Origin of the sequence: Spirosoma endophyticum (assembly GCF_900112365.1) — a bacterium.
GTDB classification, from domain to species: Bacteria; Bacteroidota; Bacteroidia; order Cytophagales; family Spirosomataceae; genus Spirosoma; species Spirosoma endophyticum.
In genome coordinates this window covers 915420-931776 of record NZ_FOLQ01000002.1, presented here as the reverse complement: position 1 = coordinate 931776, position 16357 = coordinate 915420, and the positions used below count along the sequence as shown (strand labels likewise).

The following is a 16357-nucleotide window of genomic DNA, read 5'->3' as shown; positions in this document are numbered from 1 at the left end:
GATATACGTCTGCTATTTAAGCATAAAGTAATTTCTCTTTCACTTTACTTATCTAGCGTAAATCGCGCACGAAACGGCGCATGGTTTCCCGATAAATTTGCTCAGATTGGTCGAGTGGTTGTTCGTCTTTGAGGAGCATAGACAGCATAATCATACCGTGGGAAGCCGACCACCATTGAAAGTAGAGCCGTTTGATGCTTTCTTTCGCTTTCGGAATAAATGAGAAGATTATTTCCTCCACAATACGACTAACGGCCTGCATGGCTTCTGATTGATAAACTGGCATCGTGCAGTAGGCGCCATCCAGATTATACATTACCTGATAAATCTCTGGCTGCTGACGGGCAAAATCCCACTGAATAAGCGAGATTTCATAAAGTCGCTTCTCGGGATCACGGTATAACTTCAGAATTCGGTCGTACTCCTTGTATAAATAACGGAAACCTTCGTTCCGAATCTCGTCCAGCAATACGTCTTTACTGTCAAAATATTCATACACCACAGGGGCGCTATAGTCAATCGCATCAGCAATTTTTCGGATCGAAACGGCCTGCCAGCCTTCCTGACTGGCGATCGCTTTCGCTGTGCTTATTATGCCGGAACGAGTTTGTTCACGGCTGCGCACTTTACGTTCGATAGTTTGCATAGAAGTAGGTTATCAGTCGGTGGTTAACGGTGTTAACTCATCTGAAAATTACGTATTTAAGTCGGACTTCTTAAAAAAAACCATCGATTTTATTAAAAAAATCAAACTTAGTCCTCTATAAATTGCATTCCCGCAGAACGTATATAGCCCGCCGTTAAATAAATATCTATTAAACGGTTTAGCAACCTATCTTCCAATTACCTACCAGAAAGTTAGCGCATTACTTTTTCAGCTAACAACCATACGGCTTCATCGCCGAGAGCATAGGAATCACCCTCAACGGTACCGTAGCAATCGACAACCGGCAAACCTGCTTCGGCAAATAAATGGCGCAGATCGGCTAGCGTATATACGTAGTGCTGGGCCATACGGGTCTGCGTTTCGCCATTGCGCACATAGGTCAGGTGAGAATCAATACGGCTTTCGAGCGGGTCATATTCATTTTCGACCAGAAACAGAATATCGTCGCCCACGGGTTGCCAGTTACGCGCCTGATATTCGGGCAAAATTGACTCGGCCAACATCTCCGAATGCACCAAAAAACGCCCGCCTGGTTTCAACAACGTAGCGATACGTGCCAGAAAAGCCTGCATATCGACTCGCGGGAAGAAACTGAAACTATTACCCAGGCAATAGGCGGCATCGAACGTATCACCTGCTCCCAAATCACGTTCCGGCATAGTGAGGAAATCGTCGGCGATGGCTGTTATGGGTAACCTGGCGGCTTTGGCACTTGACTGAAGTTCGGCAATGTATTCAGCCGAAATGTCGACGCCTGTCAATCGGGCACCCATGCGGGCCAGCGGTAGCGCATGCCGACCGTAGCCGCAGAACACATCCAGCAGGCGATCATCGGGACCGAAATCCAGCGTTTCGACCAGCAATTCGAGGTCTAGTTGCGTTTGTTCTTCGGTTTGCGCGGCTTTCCACGCATCCTGCGGCAACCCATGAAAAAAGTTATGATACCAGGCCATTTTTGAATGAGCGAAAGTGTGAAAGAGCGAATGAGTGATTAGCTAACGCAAACACTCATTCGCTCTTTCACACTTTCGCCATTAATTAAGTGAAGCAAGCGTTTCCTGAACGGCGGTGAAGTTAGGAACATCCCCAGCGCTTTCGAGCACCTCGGCGTATTGAACAAGACCATTTTGGTCAATGACAAAAGCCGAACGTTTGCTAACACCTTTTAGATTGAGCACAAACGTCTCGTAATACGTATCATACGCCTGCGACACTTCTTTGTTAAAATCGGATAGCAAATTAAATGGCAGTCGCTGCTCTTCCTTGAATTTGGCCAGCGTAAAGGGCGAATCAACGGAGATACCCACGATGTCGGCATTTAGGTCCGCATACGTACTAATGTTGTCGCGCATCTCGCAAAGTTCGGCGGTGCAGGTACTTGTGAAAGCCATCGGGAAAAACAAGATAACTACGTTTTTACCCTGGAAATCGGTTAACGATACTTCTTGTCTATCGGTGTTAAACAGCGTAAAATCGGGGGCTTTCTGACCGGGCGTGAGCATAATAGATTTTTGAATTTAAATTTATGAGTGTTGATTTGATGTCAAATCCGTTCTGATGGCGAAATTCCGAAAAAGCGAAGGGAAAACAAGCTCTTTTCTCTACTATGCCGTTTGTTGGTAGTCGGGGCCGTATGTTTTTTCGCCCAACTTCATTAAGAATTAAGCAAGGTAAACGAGTATAAATAGTCAGCTGATTACTATAATCGTAATACGGTCTGATACCTATTAGAATCATATATTATTTCCTTACATGCAAAATTACTGGGGCATTGACCTGGGCGGCACCAAAATCGAAGGCGTTATCTTATCCGCTCCCTCACCCGACGCCGTCATTATTCGCAAACGTATTGACACCGAAGCGCACAAAGGCTACGACCACATTCTGAGCCAGCAGGTCCGGTTGATCGATATGCTTAAAGCCGAAACGGGTTTACTACCCGAACGTATCGGTTTTAGTACGCCAGGCACCTTCGATCCGGCCCGGAAAACCATGAAAAACTGCAATACGACGTCATTAAACGGCAAACCAATGAAAGATGATCTGGTTCGCTTGCTGGGTGTGCCCATTGAACTGGCCAATGATGCCAACTGTTTTGCACTGGCCGAAGCTACGCTAGGTATCGTACCCGACGTAGCGCCTGACTATCAGAGTGTTTTCGGCGTCATCATGGGCACGGGTGTTGGTGGCGGGGTTGTGATCCGAGGGAAAGATGGGCAGCCTTTTGTCCTGAATGGCTTGCAGGGCATCGGGGGCGAATGGGGCCATAACATCCTGGAAGAAAACGGTCACCCCTGCTATTGCGGGAAACGTGGCTGTAATGAGCAGGTCATTTCTGGACCGGCCCTACAACGCTATTACCACCAGGTCAGTGGTGAAGAACGTACCATGAAAGAAATTATGGAGCGGTATTACGCAGGTAACGATCTATTTGCCAGCCAAACCGTTAATCGATTACTGGAGTATTTTGGCCGGGCCATTTCAGTCATTGTCAATATCCTCGACCCCGACGTCATTGTGCTGGGGGGTGGCGTGGGTAATGTCGATTTACTTTATACCGAAGGGGTTGAGCGGGCAAAGAAGTATGTTTTCAATAGTGGTGAGCTAAGTACAAAATTCCTCAAGCCTAAACTGGGCGACAGCGCCGGCGTTTTCGGCGCAGCGATGTTGTAAAAAAAGTCGTAAGTCGTAAGTCAATAGTTGCCAGTCACTGACGTTGGTAGCTACTGACTTACGACTTACGACTTACGACTTACGACTTACGACTTACGACTTACGACTTACGACTTACGACTTACGACTTACGACTTACGACTATTACCGTGGCCGCCGTCCACCACCAGCGGCTGGTGCGGCTTGCTGCTGTGGTTGATCTCCACCGCCTTCGCCACCTTTCACGTCGTCGTTTTCGACGGAACGGCCTTTTTTGCGTTGCGGCTGATCGAAGCTAAGCTTACCAATTTTATAGCTGAAGTTCACCCGAACACCCGCATTGTATAAACTCGTCAGGCTGCTCTGGTTAAAGATGGGCGAACTCGACTCGGAACGAACCGTGAAGGGATGACTGAAAAAGTTCTCAGCCGCAATCCCGAAGCTTCCCCGCTTGTCTTTCAGTTCTTTTTTCAAGCCAAGGCTATAAAAAGCAAATCCGCCCTGATAGCCCTGCAACTGAATCTGTTTGCCACGGATAAAGCCAAAACCCTGTACTCCCCACCCATTTTTGAGGGTTAGGTTCGTGAAGAAGCGCCCCGTTACAACCCAACCCGAATTTGTAGCGTTATAAGCCGCCAATGCGTTGTTGTTTGTCAGGTATGAATAATACAGATCAAACCCGCCCCCAACTTGCCATTTCGAAAAGAAGGTGGCATTTCCGAATACGTTCGTTCCATAAGCAGACTCCTTGCCAATGTTCAGATAGGTTGTCTGAATGGCCTGCGCTAAGGTTGGATTCGTCACTTGACCCGCACCTGTCGTTACCGTATCGCGAACGCTGGTGATGGAATTATTCGTTTGCCGGGCAAATAACGATACGTTCAGGTAGACGCTTTTGATGTAGGCGCTGGTCGCCAACTCAAGATTATCAGTCAACTCCGGCGATAGAAACGGGTTGCCTTTGGTAATGTTAGTTGGGTTAGACGTGTTCACGTTCGGGTTCAGGAATTGAATACCCGGACGCTGCAACCGGCGGTTATAGGCCAGTTTAATCGTTTTTCCTCCTTTAAGCGCCTTTGAGATGTTGATGCTGGGCACCAAATTGCTGTAGCTCGGAATCCCCAAATCCTGTCCGGCAGCGCCCCCCTGTTCACCCGGCTGATTCTGGCTGTAGTTCGCATTGATGGTCGTGTGTTCGTAACGCGTACCAGCCTTGATGGTGTATTTATTTTTGGTTGTGATCGTGTAGGATACGTATCCAGCACCAATGCTCTGATCATAATTGAGGGTGTTCGCCGAGCGAGTTGGATCGGTACCAAGTGGACCTGTACCTACGCCTACATTATAACTAAACGCACTTTCTACCTGACGAAAAATCCCTTTCCCACCAAATTCAAGCAGCTGGTTTTTGCCGATTGGCGTCTGATAATCGCCCTGAATCGTCGACTCCTGATTAAAGCTGTTGTTCAGGTTCTGCTGGCGCGACGCAATGGTCTGGAAGTCCGTGTTGCTCAAAATATCGGCCGTAAAATCGTTGTTGCGGTTGTTACGACTAAACTGCGCCGACACGCTTAGTTCCTGCTGCGGCTTGGCAAACGTGCGGGTATAATCAACGTTCGCATCGACCGTGCCCGACAAGTCTTTGGTCAATACGTTCCGATCGGTTACGATTGGAAAATAAGCCACTGGCGAAATGGTCCTCGTCAGGAAATTATCCTGATTCTGGTAGTTGTTCCGGGCACCGTAACGCAGACTGGCCGTAATGGAACTGGTTTTACTGATATCGTAATCCCAGCCGAGGGTGTATTGACCAAAAATTCCGTGGTTTCGTGTATCGGCGGTCTGGTCGGTGGTGGTTGTACCTCGGCTGCCAAATGTCTGCTGGGTATTGGCAAAGCGACCAATTACGTTGTAGTTGGCCCGGCCAAAACCGCTCAGGCTAAAACCCATTTTACCCGTTCGGAGGTTACCGTTCAGGCCAAGATTGGTTCCCCGGTTTCCTACGCCCGAGTCAATATTCAGCGTAAAGCCCTGCAAGGTTGTCTTCTTGGTGACGATATTGATAATTCCCGCCGATCCTTCTGCGTCGTATTTGGCTGACGGCGACGTGATAACCTCCACCGTTTTGATCATGTCGGCCGGAATCTGCTTCAGGGCATCGGCAACACTGCTGGCGACAATCGTTGAGGGTTTGTTATTAATCAATACACGAACATTGCTGCTTCCCCGCAGGCTGACGTTGCCATCTAAATCGACTGACAAAAGCGGCACTTTACGCATTACATCGGTAGCGTCGCCCCCTTTTGCGGTAATGTCTTTTTCGGCGTTGTACACCAGTCGATCTACTTTTTCTTCAACCAGTGACGCCTGCCCCACCACTTCGACTTCCTTGAGCGTCCGAACGTCGTTACCCAGTTTGATGGTGCCCAGCGCTACGTCGCCTTTGCGGTCGAGTTTGACACTGGAAATCGTTTTGTTGCGATACCCAACAAACGAGATCATTACCTGAAAGTCGCCCTGGGGTAGTTTGTTAAGCGTAAATTTTCCTTTGTCGTCCGCAACGGTTCCGTCAATGGGCTTCTTGGTTTTGGAATCGATCAGCGCGATACTGGCAAATTCAACTGGTTTGCCGTTCGTCGAGTCGACAACGACGCCTGTTAGTTTGGCATTCCCCCGTGGCGAGTCGTCGCTGGCCGTACCGGGAATGGCTACGGGCTTCTGCCCTCCCCCGCCCGGCATAGCCGGGAACTGAGCCCTGGCTATATATGGTGCGGTTAATAAAGCAATGCCAGTAATAAGTGAGAGTACTGTTTTTTTCATAGTCAGGTGATTCAACAACAAGCGTTATTGATAGCAATCAATTGTTAAGCGAATAGTTTTGAAAAAAGACAACTTAGTTGACCAAATTTCGCGACAAAACTAGCCACAAACCTGGAATATACACAAACGGCCCGCAACGGGGACGAGCGGGCCGCATTACCTAAGCGAACAATTGAGTGTTTTTGCTTAGTTCGGGGTAGTCGGCAGGTTTTAAAACGTCGGGAACGTCACTTGGTTCGCTTCTCGACGTGATACGTTTACTGATGCTATAGCTATGCATGTGATTGGCCGGATACTGTTTGTCCAGCAATTTCAGCGCATCGGATTCGCTCAAATCGTCGTGTAACCAGGCGTGTTCCGCGTCGGGCGTCAAAACGCAGGGCATTCGTTTTTTCGTATTGTGAATGGCTGCAAGTAGCGGATTAGCATCCGTAGTCAGCAGCGTATACGTAGTGATTAGTTCGCCGGTTTCCGGATCGGGCCATTCGTCCCATAGCCCGGCAATTGACGCAATTTTCTGGTCGCTCGTATTGATGTAAAATGGAAACTTTTTGCTCCCCTTCGTGAACCATTCAAAGAAACCCGTAACCGGAATCAGGCATCGCTTTCCCTCCTGCGCCGACGACCGAAAAGACGGTTTTTCGTAGATCGTTTCTGAACGGGCATTCAGGGTTTTCGACCGAATCTCATCGGCGTTATCCCGGCTTCGGGCCCAGTGGGGAACCAGCCCCCAGCGCATCATCTGAAAACGGTTCGGGTCCTGTAGGGTGAGAATCGGCCAGGTCGGAAATTGATAGGCGTTGGCGTGGTAAACAGGTTGAAAATCGGCGGAATCGGGCAGTTTTGCCTCGTAACGTTCTTCCAGTTCAGACGCCTTGACGTTGAGTGACTTATGATAACACATAATGCTGATTAACAGACGATTTAACTTGTAATGGCTACTGTACTATAACGAATAAGATGGCCTTGGGGTTATCGAATTCTGCCTTTAAATCAGTTAATTTTTTCATCTTAATTCCTCCAGTTCATTGACCTGCTCACGCAACTCATTAAGATACCGATCGGTAAAAAAACCGGTAATTTTTGCCAAGCCAAGTGCGATCAGAACCAGGCAAAGTGGCAACCCAACACTCAGGAGGATACCCGCCAACCCCTGATCTTCAAATTTGCGGGCAACGGTCGGGAACATAATCAGCGAGCCAGCTAGCATCCCGCCTAGCCAGACACCAACCATCAATTTCGTGTGCTGACTACGCAGCCGAATCAGGTCCGTTAAAGTCTGATAAAGATTGCCCGAATGGAGTGTTATTCGGCTTAGTTCCCAAGTATGGCGTGACAAAAAGAACAGCCCAATTCCGGCAATGAGGCAGTAACAAACCGCGGGTACGTAGTGAACCGACTGTGCGTAATCAAAGGAGTTCCCCAAAATAATGGCGCTAAAAAGTAGCATAATAGTCATCATGATTACGGTTGCGAATCGGGCTTCCCGCATCATTTTATCAATCGTACTTCTGGAACGATCGCGTTGAATCTCGTTCAGCAATTGACGCCCAAGCCGCTGGGTCAAATCAAGTTTTTAATCGTATGTGAAATAGCCATGTTGAATGCTATACGATACATCCAGGTCGATGCACGAGCCTCCTGCCGGTATGACGGAAAAGCACGCCAAAGCTGGAGCACAATTTCCTGATACAGGTCTTTTCGCTCTTCGTCATCCTTCCCATAGAGTCGGCACACTTTATAAGTAATTCCGGCATGCGCATTGACCGTCTGTAAGAAATCAGTCTCCATCGTTGCTTGTATTTAACCGGTTAGTCGCAGAGTTGGCCAAAAACTTACACTTACAAACAAATAAAGTCTACCGCCCGTTAAGAAGCCTTGACCAGTCGTTTTTTATGTCCATTCCAAAAGAAGCTAATACGTTACCGTCCGATACACAGGAACGCACTCAGGCGACTCCTACATTGGCTGAACTCGAAGGAACCAGTTGGCAACAGCTTATTCAGGCCACTGAACGTAGTGAGTCCCAGTCTGACAGTAAGGGGTTTAAAACGATGACGCTTGCTACGTCTACGTCCAGAGGAGCCGACGCGCGTATAGTGGTGCTACGTCGGGTTGATGCCGCTCGAAAATACGTTTGGTTTTACACCGATGCGCGGGCCGAGAAGGTGATACAGATGGAAGCATTTCCCGCTGCTACGCTTTTGTTTTGGGACGATAAGCAGCAGATTCAATTTCGACTAACGGTCGAAACCCGCCTTCATACTGACGATTATATTGCCGATGAGCACTGGCAGGCGTTGTGGGTTGGCGCTCGTAAAGCCTATCTTTCCGAACAGATACCCGGCAGCGAGCAACCCGGCCCTTACCCTGGCTTTCCCGAGCAGATGGGCGATACGTTGCCAACAAATGAGGAGAGTGAAGCCGGACGCAAAAATTTCGCCGTGATCGAGTGTCGGGTATTGGCGATGGAGTATTTACGGCTGAGCCCCAGCGGACAGGCAAGGGCTCACTTTCAGTATGAACCCGAATCCCGAATGGTCTGGCTAGCTCCCTAGACGTAGTGTTTATGAAATATCCAGTACGGCAAATTGCTCAAATACTACATCGAAACCTCGCCCGTCGGGAGCGGCTGCCATCATACCGATTTGCACCGATACGTCGGGGGGAAAATAGGCCAGTCTTAGCATCTGATACGTAAAATCATCAAACGAATAATCAATACGTACCGAATCGTTTTGGCGCGTTAAGCGAAGGTAAATGGACGGCGGATTATGATCCTGCGGGCAAACTGACCAATCCGAAAATTCCCGCGTCACGACGGCGCTGACATTTTGCCGTTCGTCAACACACTCGATTCCCGTCTTGATCCAGTTTTGTTCATCAAGACGTAACATCAATCCTGCCTGATCATACAAGTCGGTGTACTGGCCGGTTACTTTAACACTGGCCATAAAATCGCCAGCCTGTTCCCGGTAAAAGAAATGGCCATTATCCCGCACAAAATCGTAATGCGTTACGCGCCAGAAGTCAGTATCGCCCGTTACGCGCACGAACACAGTATCCTTCTCTTCCGACCAGATTGCCGGTTCATTATACCAAATCATAGGCTTGTATTTTGAGCGAAAGTATGGAAAATCATCGGACTATATATCAGTGCTTTTGCGATAGAAGCCATAAACGAATGGCGACCCGAACCACAACAAGCCACTTGTCGTTACATTTGCGACAGTTGACACGACTCCCATGAGAACGACGACTATTAACCACTACTTCGGTGCAAAAAATGCTCCACCTATCCAATCGGTTTTTGACCTGATTGAGGTAAGTCGCAGAGGTTTATCTAAGAAAGCTGTCTCCATAATGGCTCGTCATCTGGGCATTACTCTGACAGACCTGTTTGTCATTCTACATATTTCGGCGCGAACCTGGCAGCGATACACAGATGAAAAATTATTACCACAGGATGTAACGGAGAAGGCCCTACAGCTGGCCAATCTTTACAAACAAGGAGAAGATATATTTGGCAATCCGGAAAAATTCAAAGGATGGATGAACCATCCAAGTCCAATTTTTGGTGGCAAAAAACCGATTGACTTATTAGACACCCAATTTGGATTTCAGGCCATTCAGGATGAACTTGTCCGAATTGACTGGGGAGTGTTAGCCTAATGGATGTGTACCGCTTATCAAATGCTCGTCGTGCTGACGATCTGACAGGAACGGGAGCCCGGCTAATAGGAGGTCGTTGGAATTACATGGGAACGCCTGTTTTATACACCGCCAGTTCCAGGTCTTTGGCTACGCTGGAAGTGCTGGTTCATAGCCCCTTATCATACGTACCGGATTATCATCAAATGCTCATCATCCGAGTACCCGAAGATTCAATATTGAGCGTACCACTCGATCAATTACCTGACGGATGGAACGGTCTGACTCCTCCCGGTACGATTAAAGATATTACTGAGAAATGGACAGCAGAGCACAATTCCCTGCTGCTCAAAGTGCCGTCGGCTATGGTTGAGGGCAAATGCAATTACCTCATTAATCCAATGCATCCGCGCGCTTCTGAGGTTGTAATTACTAACAAACACCTCTACCACTTCGACCCGCGTCTGTTACGTTGATAACCATTTGGTCAGCCTCTGTTGTTATAGATAATATTAACAATCATAGAATAAACGATGCCAGCCAACGACCGCGCTTTCAACTACGACCTCGACTACCGGAACCTGAACCTTCGGGAACAGCCTGAACTATATCGCGTCGGGAAGGGCGAGATGGGCGTGCTGTTGATACAACCGTACAAGGCCGAAATTCTCCCCTACTGGCGATTTAAAACACCAGAAATTGCCCGTGAATCGTCCAAAAAGATCTACCAGTTGTTCTTGGAGTACAAAGAGAAAGGCGACTTCATTGGCATGGACATGGCCAGGAAGTTTTTACAAATGGGTTATACCAGAGCCAGGCGTTACGCGAATCACCGCACCGGTCAAAAATACGACGGCCCCGTTCCTGACGATCAGAAAGGGCGTTCCGGTGCTCATGGACGTGACCAGCTTCCCCATGATGAAGACCCGATTAAAGCCGAGTCGGCACGGATTTTTTATGGTAAATACCTGGAAGCACGAGAGGACCAGGAATACAAGAAATTGAAAAAGGACTGGCAGGAGAAGTACGGGTAGTTTCCTAATCTTTACGACCTTTGCGGTCGAACTGTTCGTCGTCAGTGAATTGACTGAAATATCTGCTAACCACTGACGATTAACGACTGATGACTAATCACTTACATATGCAACTCCTTGACGGTAAGTTTCTTTCAGCACAAATCAAACAGGAAATTGCGGCTGAAGTCGCAGCGATTCGCGAACAGGGCGGCAAAATTCCGCACCTCGTTGCCATTCTGGTAGGCAGCAATGGCGCGTCGGAAACCTACGTAGCGTCTAAAATGAAAAATTGCGAAGAAGTGGGCATGAAGTCCACGCTGATTCGCTTTGACCCTTCGGTTTCGGAAGCCGAACTGCTGGATAAAGTTCGCGAAGTGAACGAGAACGCCGACATGGACGGCCTAATCGTGCAGCTTCCTCTCCCCGATCATATTTCCGCCGATAAGGTGATGGAAACCATCAACCCAGCCAAAGACGTGGATGGTTTTCACCCGATCAACATCGGTCGCATGGCAAAAGGGTTGCCTGCCTACATTTCGGCGACACCGCAGGGTGTTCTGGAAATGATAAAACGCTACGACATCAAAACCGCCGGGAAACACTGCGTGGTGGTAGGCCGGAGCCAGATCGTGGGACTACCTATGTCCATTCTGATGCAGCGTAATACGTATCCCGGCAACTGTACCGTTACCATCACCCACAGCCGTACCCAGAATCTCGCGGAAATTTGTCGTTCAGCCGATATTTTGGTGGCGGCCCTTGGCAAATCTGAATTTATAACCGCCGACATGGTGAAAGAAGGCGCCGTTGTAATCGACGTAGGTCTGGAGCGCGTTCCGGATACCAGCAAAAAAAGTGGCTTCTCTCTGAAAGGCGATGTCAAATTCGATGAAGTAGCCCCAAAAACAAGTTTTATTACGCCCGTTCCCGGGGGCGTTGGGCTGATGACCATTTGCTCGCTGATGCAGAATACGTTGAAAGCTGCAAGAAGGGAAATTTACTAAGCTAGCCAATCGTTTCGTTTTTTGCAATAACGCCCCCTGCTGAAGTCAGCAGGGGGCGTTATTTTTTAACCGTTACCTGATTCAATTTTTCATCACAATAAGCAATTCGTTGAGTTAATCCTGATGAAGACAAAATCTCATACAGACAACTGGCCCGAAAAAAAGCCATTTTAGCCATTCAAACAATTAGCTCTGTGGCAAGGCTCACCACCTGGTACATTAGCTGACAAATCAAGCACTTAACCCATGGACCTTGCCAAAGCACTTCTGCTCTTTAGCTTTTTCGTTTTCTCGGTTTTCTGCGTCAACGGAATTCAATGGTTACTCAATCAGCCCAGCGATTTGTTGGTCATAGCAGCTGGGTTAACCGTAATTCTGTATGGCTGGATTAGCTTGAAAACAAAAGCCTTCACTAAAAACCCGTTTAAATAATGAGACGTTTACTTATTTCCAGTGCTGTAGGGCTCGTCCTGCTATTTCTCGTGAGTCAATTTGTAATTTCCTGTACAACTATTGATGCCAGTCATGAGGGTATTAAAGTCAGTAAAATTGGCTCCGACCGGGGAGCGTCCGATATTGAGAACGTTACTGGGTGGGTATTCTATAACCCATTAACCTCCTTCATTGAGCAGTATCCAACCTTCACCCAGACCAAAGATTACGACCCCTTCACGGTCAGCGCAAAAGGAGGTACCTTGTTTAAGATTGACCCCACGCTTAATTATCACCTGGTTAAAGGGCAGGGAGCAAACGTGTATCGCAAGTACCGAAAAGAGTTACCCGATATTGAAAACAACATTCTGCGGACTATCGTCTACAACTCGTATCGTGATATTGCCAATACGTTCACCCCTGATTCGCTCGTCAATAACCGCGTCAGTTTTGAGGATCAGGTCGAAGCAAAACTGCAAAAGGCGTTGGTGAATGATGGGTTTATGTTCGAAAACATCACGTCCAACCTCACGCCACCCGAATCGTTACAGGCTATGATCGATGCCAAGAATACAGCCGTACAAAACGCGCTCAGACTGAACAATCAGGTTGCTGCCGAAAAAGCATCGGCTGAAATTGCCGTGACCAAAGCCAGTGGTATTGCCCGAGCAAAAATTATTGAAGCGGAAGCCGAAGCAAGAGCCAATGAATTGAAGCAAAAGACGCTCACGCCCATGCTTATTCAGCAACAATGGATTGCCAAATGGAACGGCAGTTTACCCACAACACAGCTTGGCTCCAGCTCAACGATGGTGCAATTACCGATAAAATAAATCCTGATTAAGAATCACTACCATGCTCCACTTCTCCTCGCTGTTTGGCGTTTCATAGCCTGAACCAGTTCATGAAATCGAGGTCATGTATAGGAAAATCTGACGCAGTTTAGATAAGGTCACGCACCTTTGTCTATGAATTATAAGGTTAAACTTAAACCATAGCCATAGAAAAAACGCGCACAAAACAGTTGCCTTAACAAACTTTAACAGCCCGACCTAACCCGGCCGGGCTGCTTTTTTATGTATTTTTGAGGCTACTTACACAAAAGCAGTTCGTTAATCTCCATTTGTATGCAGTCATTCAAACGCCTGAACACCCTCACGGGCTGGCTCGTTTTCGCCGTCGCACTCGTTACCTATGCGATGACCGTTGAACGTACCGCCAGTTTTTGGGACTGTGGCGAGTTCATTGCGTGTTCATTTAAACTTCAGGTGCCCCACCCACCCGGCGCACCATTTTTCCTGTTGCTGGGACGGCTCTTCTCGATGATGTCGTTCGGTAATCTGACCAGTGTGGCTTATTGGGTCAACATGGCATCTGTACTAGCCAGTGCCTTCACCATCGCGTTTTTGTTCTGGACTATCACCATGCTGGCTCAGAAACTCCTGGCCAAACCAGAGAGCGAATACACCACCGCCGATACGTTGCTGGTTATTGGAACGGCGGCTGTTGGGGCCGTAGCGTACACCTTTTCTGATACGTTCTGGTTCTCCGCGGTCGAAGCAGAAGTGTACGGGATGTCATCATTCTTTACGGCTATCGTGGTATGGGCCGCCTTCAAATGGGAACGTATTGAAGACGAAGCAGCCGCTAATCGCTGGCTCATTTTCATTGCTTATCTAACCGGTTTATCCATTGGGGTTCACTTACTGAACCTCGTGACGTTGCCCGCGCTGGCGCTTATCTATTACTTCAAAAAATACCCTAAACCAACCTTCTGGGGAGGTGCCACGGCTGCCGGTATTGGCCTGCTTATCCTGGCCATTATTAACGCCGGTATTATTCCAGGATTGCCGGGCATGGCCTTCGCCGTTGAACGGTTCTTCGTGAATACGTTAGGCTTGCCGTTTAACTCAGGTGCCATGTTCTTCACCGTTGTTTTTATCGGGACAATAGTCTACGGCATTGTCTGGTCGGCACGGAAGAAGCGCGTTATCCTGAACACGTCACTACTGGCACTGGCATTCGTCCTGATCGGTTATGCCTCCTATTTGCAGGTGTTGGTACGGGCTGATTTTAATCCGCCTATCAACGAAAATGACCCAAGCGACGAACTGAACTTCCTGTCGTATCTGCGTCGGGAACAATACGGTAGCCGCTCGCTGCTCTACGGGCCGGTCTTCACCGCCCGGCCGATTGACCAGAAGCCAGGGGCTGCGATGTGGAAAAAAGAAGGTAATAAGTACGTTGTGTTCGATCATCAGCCAGAATACGTTTATGCACCTGGTGATGAGATGCTATTTCCCCGCGTGTATAGCAGTCAGCAGAATCACCCGCAGCTTTATAGACAAATGCTTGGCCTAGCCGAAGGGCAAAAGCCAACGATGGGCGACAACATCAAGTATTTGTTTAGCTATCAGTTGGGGCATATGTGGTGGCGCTATCTGATGTGGAACTTTGCCGGTCGTGAGAGTGATGAAGAAGGCGCAGGCTACCTGCTGCCCTGGTCATCGGATCAGAACGCACCCGACCTGCTGAAGACCAATAAAGCCCGCGACAATTTCTACATGCTGCCATTCGCGCTTGGTCTGTTTGGCATTACGTTCCAGTATTTCCGGCGTCGGCGCGATTTCCTGATTGTCGGGTTACTGTTTTTGTTCACGGGTATTGCGCTGCAGGTTTTCCTGAACTCACCCCCTTCCGAACCGCGCGAACGGGATTACATCTACGTTGGGTCGTTCTACTTCTTCGCCATCTGGCTCGGTCTGGGCGTTATGGCGATTGCCGAAGGATTGCGAACGTACCTTAAGTCGGATATTGCCCGCAATGGCCTGGTCGCTGGCGTTTGCCTGTTAATACCGCTGATGATGGGAGCTAAAAGCTGGGACAACCACAATCGCGACAACCGGTATCAGTCGGTCGATTTCGCCAAAAACCTGCTCAATTCCTGTGCGCCAAACGCGGTACTCTTTACCGGTGGAGATAATGATACGTTCCCTCTTTGGTATGTGCAGGAAGTGGAAGGTTTTCGCACGGATGTACGCGTTTGCAACCTGAGTTTGCTCGGTACTGAGTGGTATATTCAGCAAATGAAACGCAAAACGTATAAGTCTGACGCATTGCCGATTTCACTGGAATTCGACAATTTCAACAAGGGCAAAAACGACATTGTGCCGTTTTATGAAGTACCGGGCGTGAAAAATGGGATTGACTTAAAGCAATACATTAGCCTGATCAAAACCAGTAATCCGGCGGTACAGGTTCCGCTCACGAATGGCGACATGACCAGTATTTTGCCCTCGTCGGTGCTGTTCCTGCCTATCGACAAAGCCGCTGTAGATCAGGCAAACTTTGTGCCTGCGCTGCTACGTCCGATGATGAAAGACACCTTGCAATGGACGATTGGCAAGAAGGATCTTTATAAGCCCGATCTCATCATGCTCGATATGATTGCGACTAACAACTGGAAACGTCCCATTTATTTTTCCAGTACGTTAGCCAGCGATAATTACCTGAGCCTGAAGCCATACATGCAACTGGAAGGATACGCTTATCGCCTGATGCCGGTGGCCGTGCCGGGTGCATCGGATGGGTATGTCAACGCCGACATCATGTATAACAACATGACCAAGAAGACATTCTGGCGTGAGTTCGACAACCCAAACGTGTACTATGACGAAACCTACAAAGGACCGCCCGTCATTTCAGCCCGGATTGCGTTTTTCCGTCTGGCTGATCAGCTCATCCGTGAAGGCAACAAGGCGAAAGCGCTGGAAGTGCTTAACTATTCGCTGAAAGTTATCCCGGACAAGAGCATTCCGTACGACCAGATTTCGTCGAACTACGTTCGGTTTCTGTTTGAAGTAGGCGACAGTAAAAAAGCGCTCGAAATTGCAGATACGATGGCGAACCGCGCTGACCAGAACCTGACTTACGATAAGAGCGGCAATGGAAACCGCTTTGGTAGCCCTGATTCAGATCTTTACATTCTGCAAACGATTGTTGAAGCCTGCAAGGAAGCCAAACAAACGGCCGCCGTCGCCAAATACGAAGCGATCTTCCAGAAGCACATCAACGCGTTTGGTTGATCGATAGGTAACTTATAAAAAAGCCCGGAC

The 16357-nt window shown here is 48.4% G+C and carries 17 protein-coding genes; 9 read left to right on the top strand and 8 right to left on the bottom strand.

All coding sequences use genetic code 11. The annotated features are described in order from the left end of the window. Positions 1–52 precede the first annotated feature (52 nt). The 3 genes from BM202_RS08875 to BM202_RS08865 all read right to left on the bottom strand — a co-directional run bounded on the left by BM202_RS08875 (position 53) and on the right by BM202_RS08865 (position 2169). Complete coding sequence (locus tag BM202_RS08875; RefSeq protein WP_093825017.1) at positions 53–646, bottom strand: TetR/AcrR family transcriptional regulator; 594 nt, start codon at positions 644–646, stop codon at positions 53–55. Between the two features lie 212 nt (positions 647–858). Further along, positions 859–1659, bottom strand: a complete 801-nt coding sequence (locus BM202_RS08870) for an SAM-dependent methyltransferase (RefSeq protein WP_262507670.1) — start codon at positions 1657–1659, stop codon at positions 859–861. A gap of 42 nt (positions 1660–1701) precedes the next feature. Further along, a complete protein-coding gene (locus tag BM202_RS08865; protein WP_093825013.1) occupies positions 1702–2169 on the bottom strand; it encodes a redoxin domain-containing protein in 468 nt (155 codons plus the stop codon). A gap of 250 nt (positions 2170–2419) precedes the next feature. Here BM202_RS08865 and BM202_RS08860 point away from each other — a divergent pair, with 250 nt between their 5' ends. Beyond that, complete coding sequence (locus BM202_RS08860) at positions 2420–3340, top strand: ROK family protein (protein ID WP_093825011.1); 921 nt, start codon at positions 2420–2422, stop codon at positions 3338–3340. Positions 3341–3484: 144 nt separating this feature from the next. Here BM202_RS08860 and BM202_RS08855 read toward each other — a convergent pair whose 3' ends face one another. The 4 genes from BM202_RS08855 to BM202_RS08840 form a co-directional block, all read right to left on the bottom strand. Next, on the bottom strand, positions 3485–6139 hold the full coding sequence (locus BM202_RS08855; RefSeq protein WP_177236544.1) for a TonB-dependent receptor: 2655 nt from the start codon (positions 6137–6139) through the stop codon (positions 3485–3487). A 160-nt stretch (positions 6140–6299) separates the two neighbouring features. Further along, complete coding sequence (locus BM202_RS08850; protein WP_093825007.1) at positions 6300–7043, bottom strand: SOS response-associated peptidase; 744 nt, start codon at positions 7041–7043, stop codon at positions 6300–6302. A gap of 102 nt (positions 7044–7145) precedes the next feature. Beyond that, positions 7146–7706 (bottom strand): hypothetical protein, encoded by a 561-nt coding sequence (locus BM202_RS08845; RefSeq protein ID WP_093825005.1) that lies wholly within the window; start codon positions 7704–7706, stop codon positions 7146–7148. Further along, positions 7703–7930, bottom strand: coding sequence for an RNA polymerase sigma factor (locus tag BM202_RS08840; RefSeq protein WP_093825004.1), 228 nt, complete (start codon positions 7928–7930; stop codon positions 7703–7705). The genes BM202_RS08845 and BM202_RS08840 overlap by 4 nt, the downstream gene beginning before the upstream one ends. Before the next feature lie 104 nt (positions 7931–8034). Between BM202_RS08840 and BM202_RS08835 the strand changes: the two genes are divergently transcribed. Then, entirely contained in the window at positions 8035–8697 is a 663-nt protein-coding gene (locus tag BM202_RS08835; protein WP_093825003.1) for a pyridoxamine 5'-phosphate oxidase family protein, read from the top strand. 9 nt (positions 8698–8706) lie between these two features. On the opposite strand, the gene BM202_RS08830 is transcribed toward BM202_RS08835, so the two are convergent. Then, the gene (locus tag BM202_RS08830; protein WP_093825002.1) at positions 8707–9246 is read right to left on the bottom strand and encodes a DUF1349 domain-containing protein; all 540 of its coding nucleotides are present in this window, start codon (positions 9244–9246) and stop codon (positions 8707–8709) included. A gap of 139 nt (positions 9247–9385) precedes the next feature. On the opposite strand from BM202_RS08830, the gene parS reads away from it, so the two are divergent. From parS to BM202_RS08795, 7 genes are all read left to right on the top strand, one after another. Beyond that, the gene (parS, locus tag BM202_RS08825) at positions 9386–9811 is read left to right on the top strand and encodes a type II RES/Xre toxin-antitoxin system antitoxin (RefSeq protein ID WP_093825000.1); all 426 of its coding nucleotides are present in this window, start codon (positions 9386–9388) and stop codon (positions 9809–9811) included. After that, positions 9811–10266, top strand: a complete 456-nt coding sequence (locus BM202_RS08820) for an RES family NAD+ phosphorylase (protein ID WP_093824999.1) — start codon at positions 9811–9813, stop codon at positions 10264–10266. The genes parS and BM202_RS08820 overlap by 1 nt, the downstream gene beginning before the upstream one ends. Positions 10267–10323: 57 nt before the next feature. Continuing rightward, positions 10324–10824, top strand: coding sequence for a DUF4385 domain-containing protein (locus BM202_RS08815; RefSeq protein WP_093824997.1), 501 nt, complete (start codon positions 10324–10326; stop codon positions 10822–10824). 107 nt (positions 10825–10931) lie between these two features. After that, a complete protein-coding gene (locus BM202_RS08810) occupies positions 10932–11810 on the top strand; it encodes a bifunctional 5,10-methylenetetrahydrofolate dehydrogenase/5,10-methenyltetrahydrofolate cyclohydrolase (protein WP_093824995.1) in 879 nt (292 codons plus the stop codon). A 246-nt stretch (positions 11811–12056) separates the two neighbouring features. Next, positions 12057–12242, top strand: a complete 186-nt coding sequence (locus tag BM202_RS08805; protein WP_093824993.1) for a hypothetical protein — start codon at positions 12057–12059, stop codon at positions 12240–12242. Beyond that, on the top strand, positions 12242–13075 hold the full coding sequence (locus BM202_RS08800) for an SPFH domain-containing protein (RefSeq protein WP_093824991.1): 834 nt from the start codon (positions 12242–12244) through the stop codon (positions 13073–13075). Before BM202_RS08805 ends, BM202_RS08800 begins: the two co-directional genes overlap by 1 nt. A gap of 294 nt (positions 13076–13369) precedes the next feature. After that, on the top strand, positions 13370–16327 hold the full coding sequence (locus BM202_RS08795) for a glycosyltransferase family 117 protein (protein ID WP_093824989.1): 2958 nt from the start codon (positions 13370–13372) through the stop codon (positions 16325–16327). The last annotated feature ends 30 nt before the right edge of the window (positions 16328–16357 follow it).

What these genes read in the sequence shown, in the direction of transcription:
- BM202_RS08875 (WP_093825017.1), bottom strand. Translation starts at nt 646, where the DNA reads ATGCAAACTATCGAACGTAAAGTGCGCAGCCGTGAACAAACTCGTTCC.
- BM202_RS08865 (WP_093825013.1), bottom strand. Translation starts at nt 2,169, where the DNA reads ATGCTCACGCCCGGTCAGAAAGCCCCCGATTTTACGCTGTTTAACACC.
- BM202_RS08860 (WP_093825011.1), top strand. Translation starts at nt 2,420, where the DNA reads ATGCAAAATTACTGGGGCATTGACCTGGGCGGCACCAAAATCGAAGGC.
- BM202_RS08855 (WP_177236544.1), bottom strand. Translation starts at nt 6,139, where the DNA reads ATGAAAAAAACAGTACTCTCACTTATTACTGGCATTGCTTTATTAACC.
- BM202_RS08850 (WP_093825007.1), bottom strand. Translation starts at nt 7,043, where the DNA reads ATGTGTTATCATAAGTCACTCAACGTCAAGGCGTCTGAACTGGAAGAA.
- BM202_RS08840 (WP_093825004.1), bottom strand. Translation starts at nt 7,930, where the DNA reads ATGGAGACTGATTTCTTACAGACGGTCAATGCGCATGCCGGAATTACT.
- BM202_RS08835 (WP_093825003.1), top strand. Translation starts at nt 8,035, where the DNA reads ATGTCCATTCCAAAAGAAGCTAATACGTTACCGTCCGATACACAGGAA.
- BM202_RS08830 (WP_093825002.1), bottom strand. Translation starts at nt 9,246, where the DNA reads ATGATTTGGTATAATGAACCGGCAATCTGGTCGGAAGAGAAGGATACT.
- parS (WP_093825000.1), top strand. Translation starts at nt 9,386, where the DNA reads ATGAGAACGACGACTATTAACCACTACTTCGGTGCAAAAAATGCTCCA.
- BM202_RS08820 (WP_093824999.1), top strand. Translation starts at nt 9,811, where the DNA reads ATGGATGTGTACCGCTTATCAAATGCTCGTCGTGCTGACGATCTGACA.
- BM202_RS08815 (WP_093824997.1), top strand. Translation starts at nt 10,324, where the DNA reads ATGCCAGCCAACGACCGCGCTTTCAACTACGACCTCGACTACCGGAAC.
- BM202_RS08810 (WP_093824995.1), top strand. Translation starts at nt 10,932, where the DNA reads ATGCAACTCCTTGACGGTAAGTTTCTTTCAGCACAAATCAAACAGGAA.
- BM202_RS08805 (WP_093824993.1), top strand. Translation starts at nt 12,057, where the DNA reads ATGGACCTTGCCAAAGCACTTCTGCTCTTTAGCTTTTTCGTTTTCTCG.
- BM202_RS08800 (WP_093824991.1), top strand. Translation starts at nt 12,242, where the DNA reads ATGAGACGTTTACTTATTTCCAGTGCTGTAGGGCTCGTCCTGCTATTT.
- BM202_RS08795 (WP_093824989.1), top strand. Translation starts at nt 13,370, where the DNA reads ATGCAGTCATTCAAACGCCTGAACACCCTCACGGGCTGGCTCGTTTTC.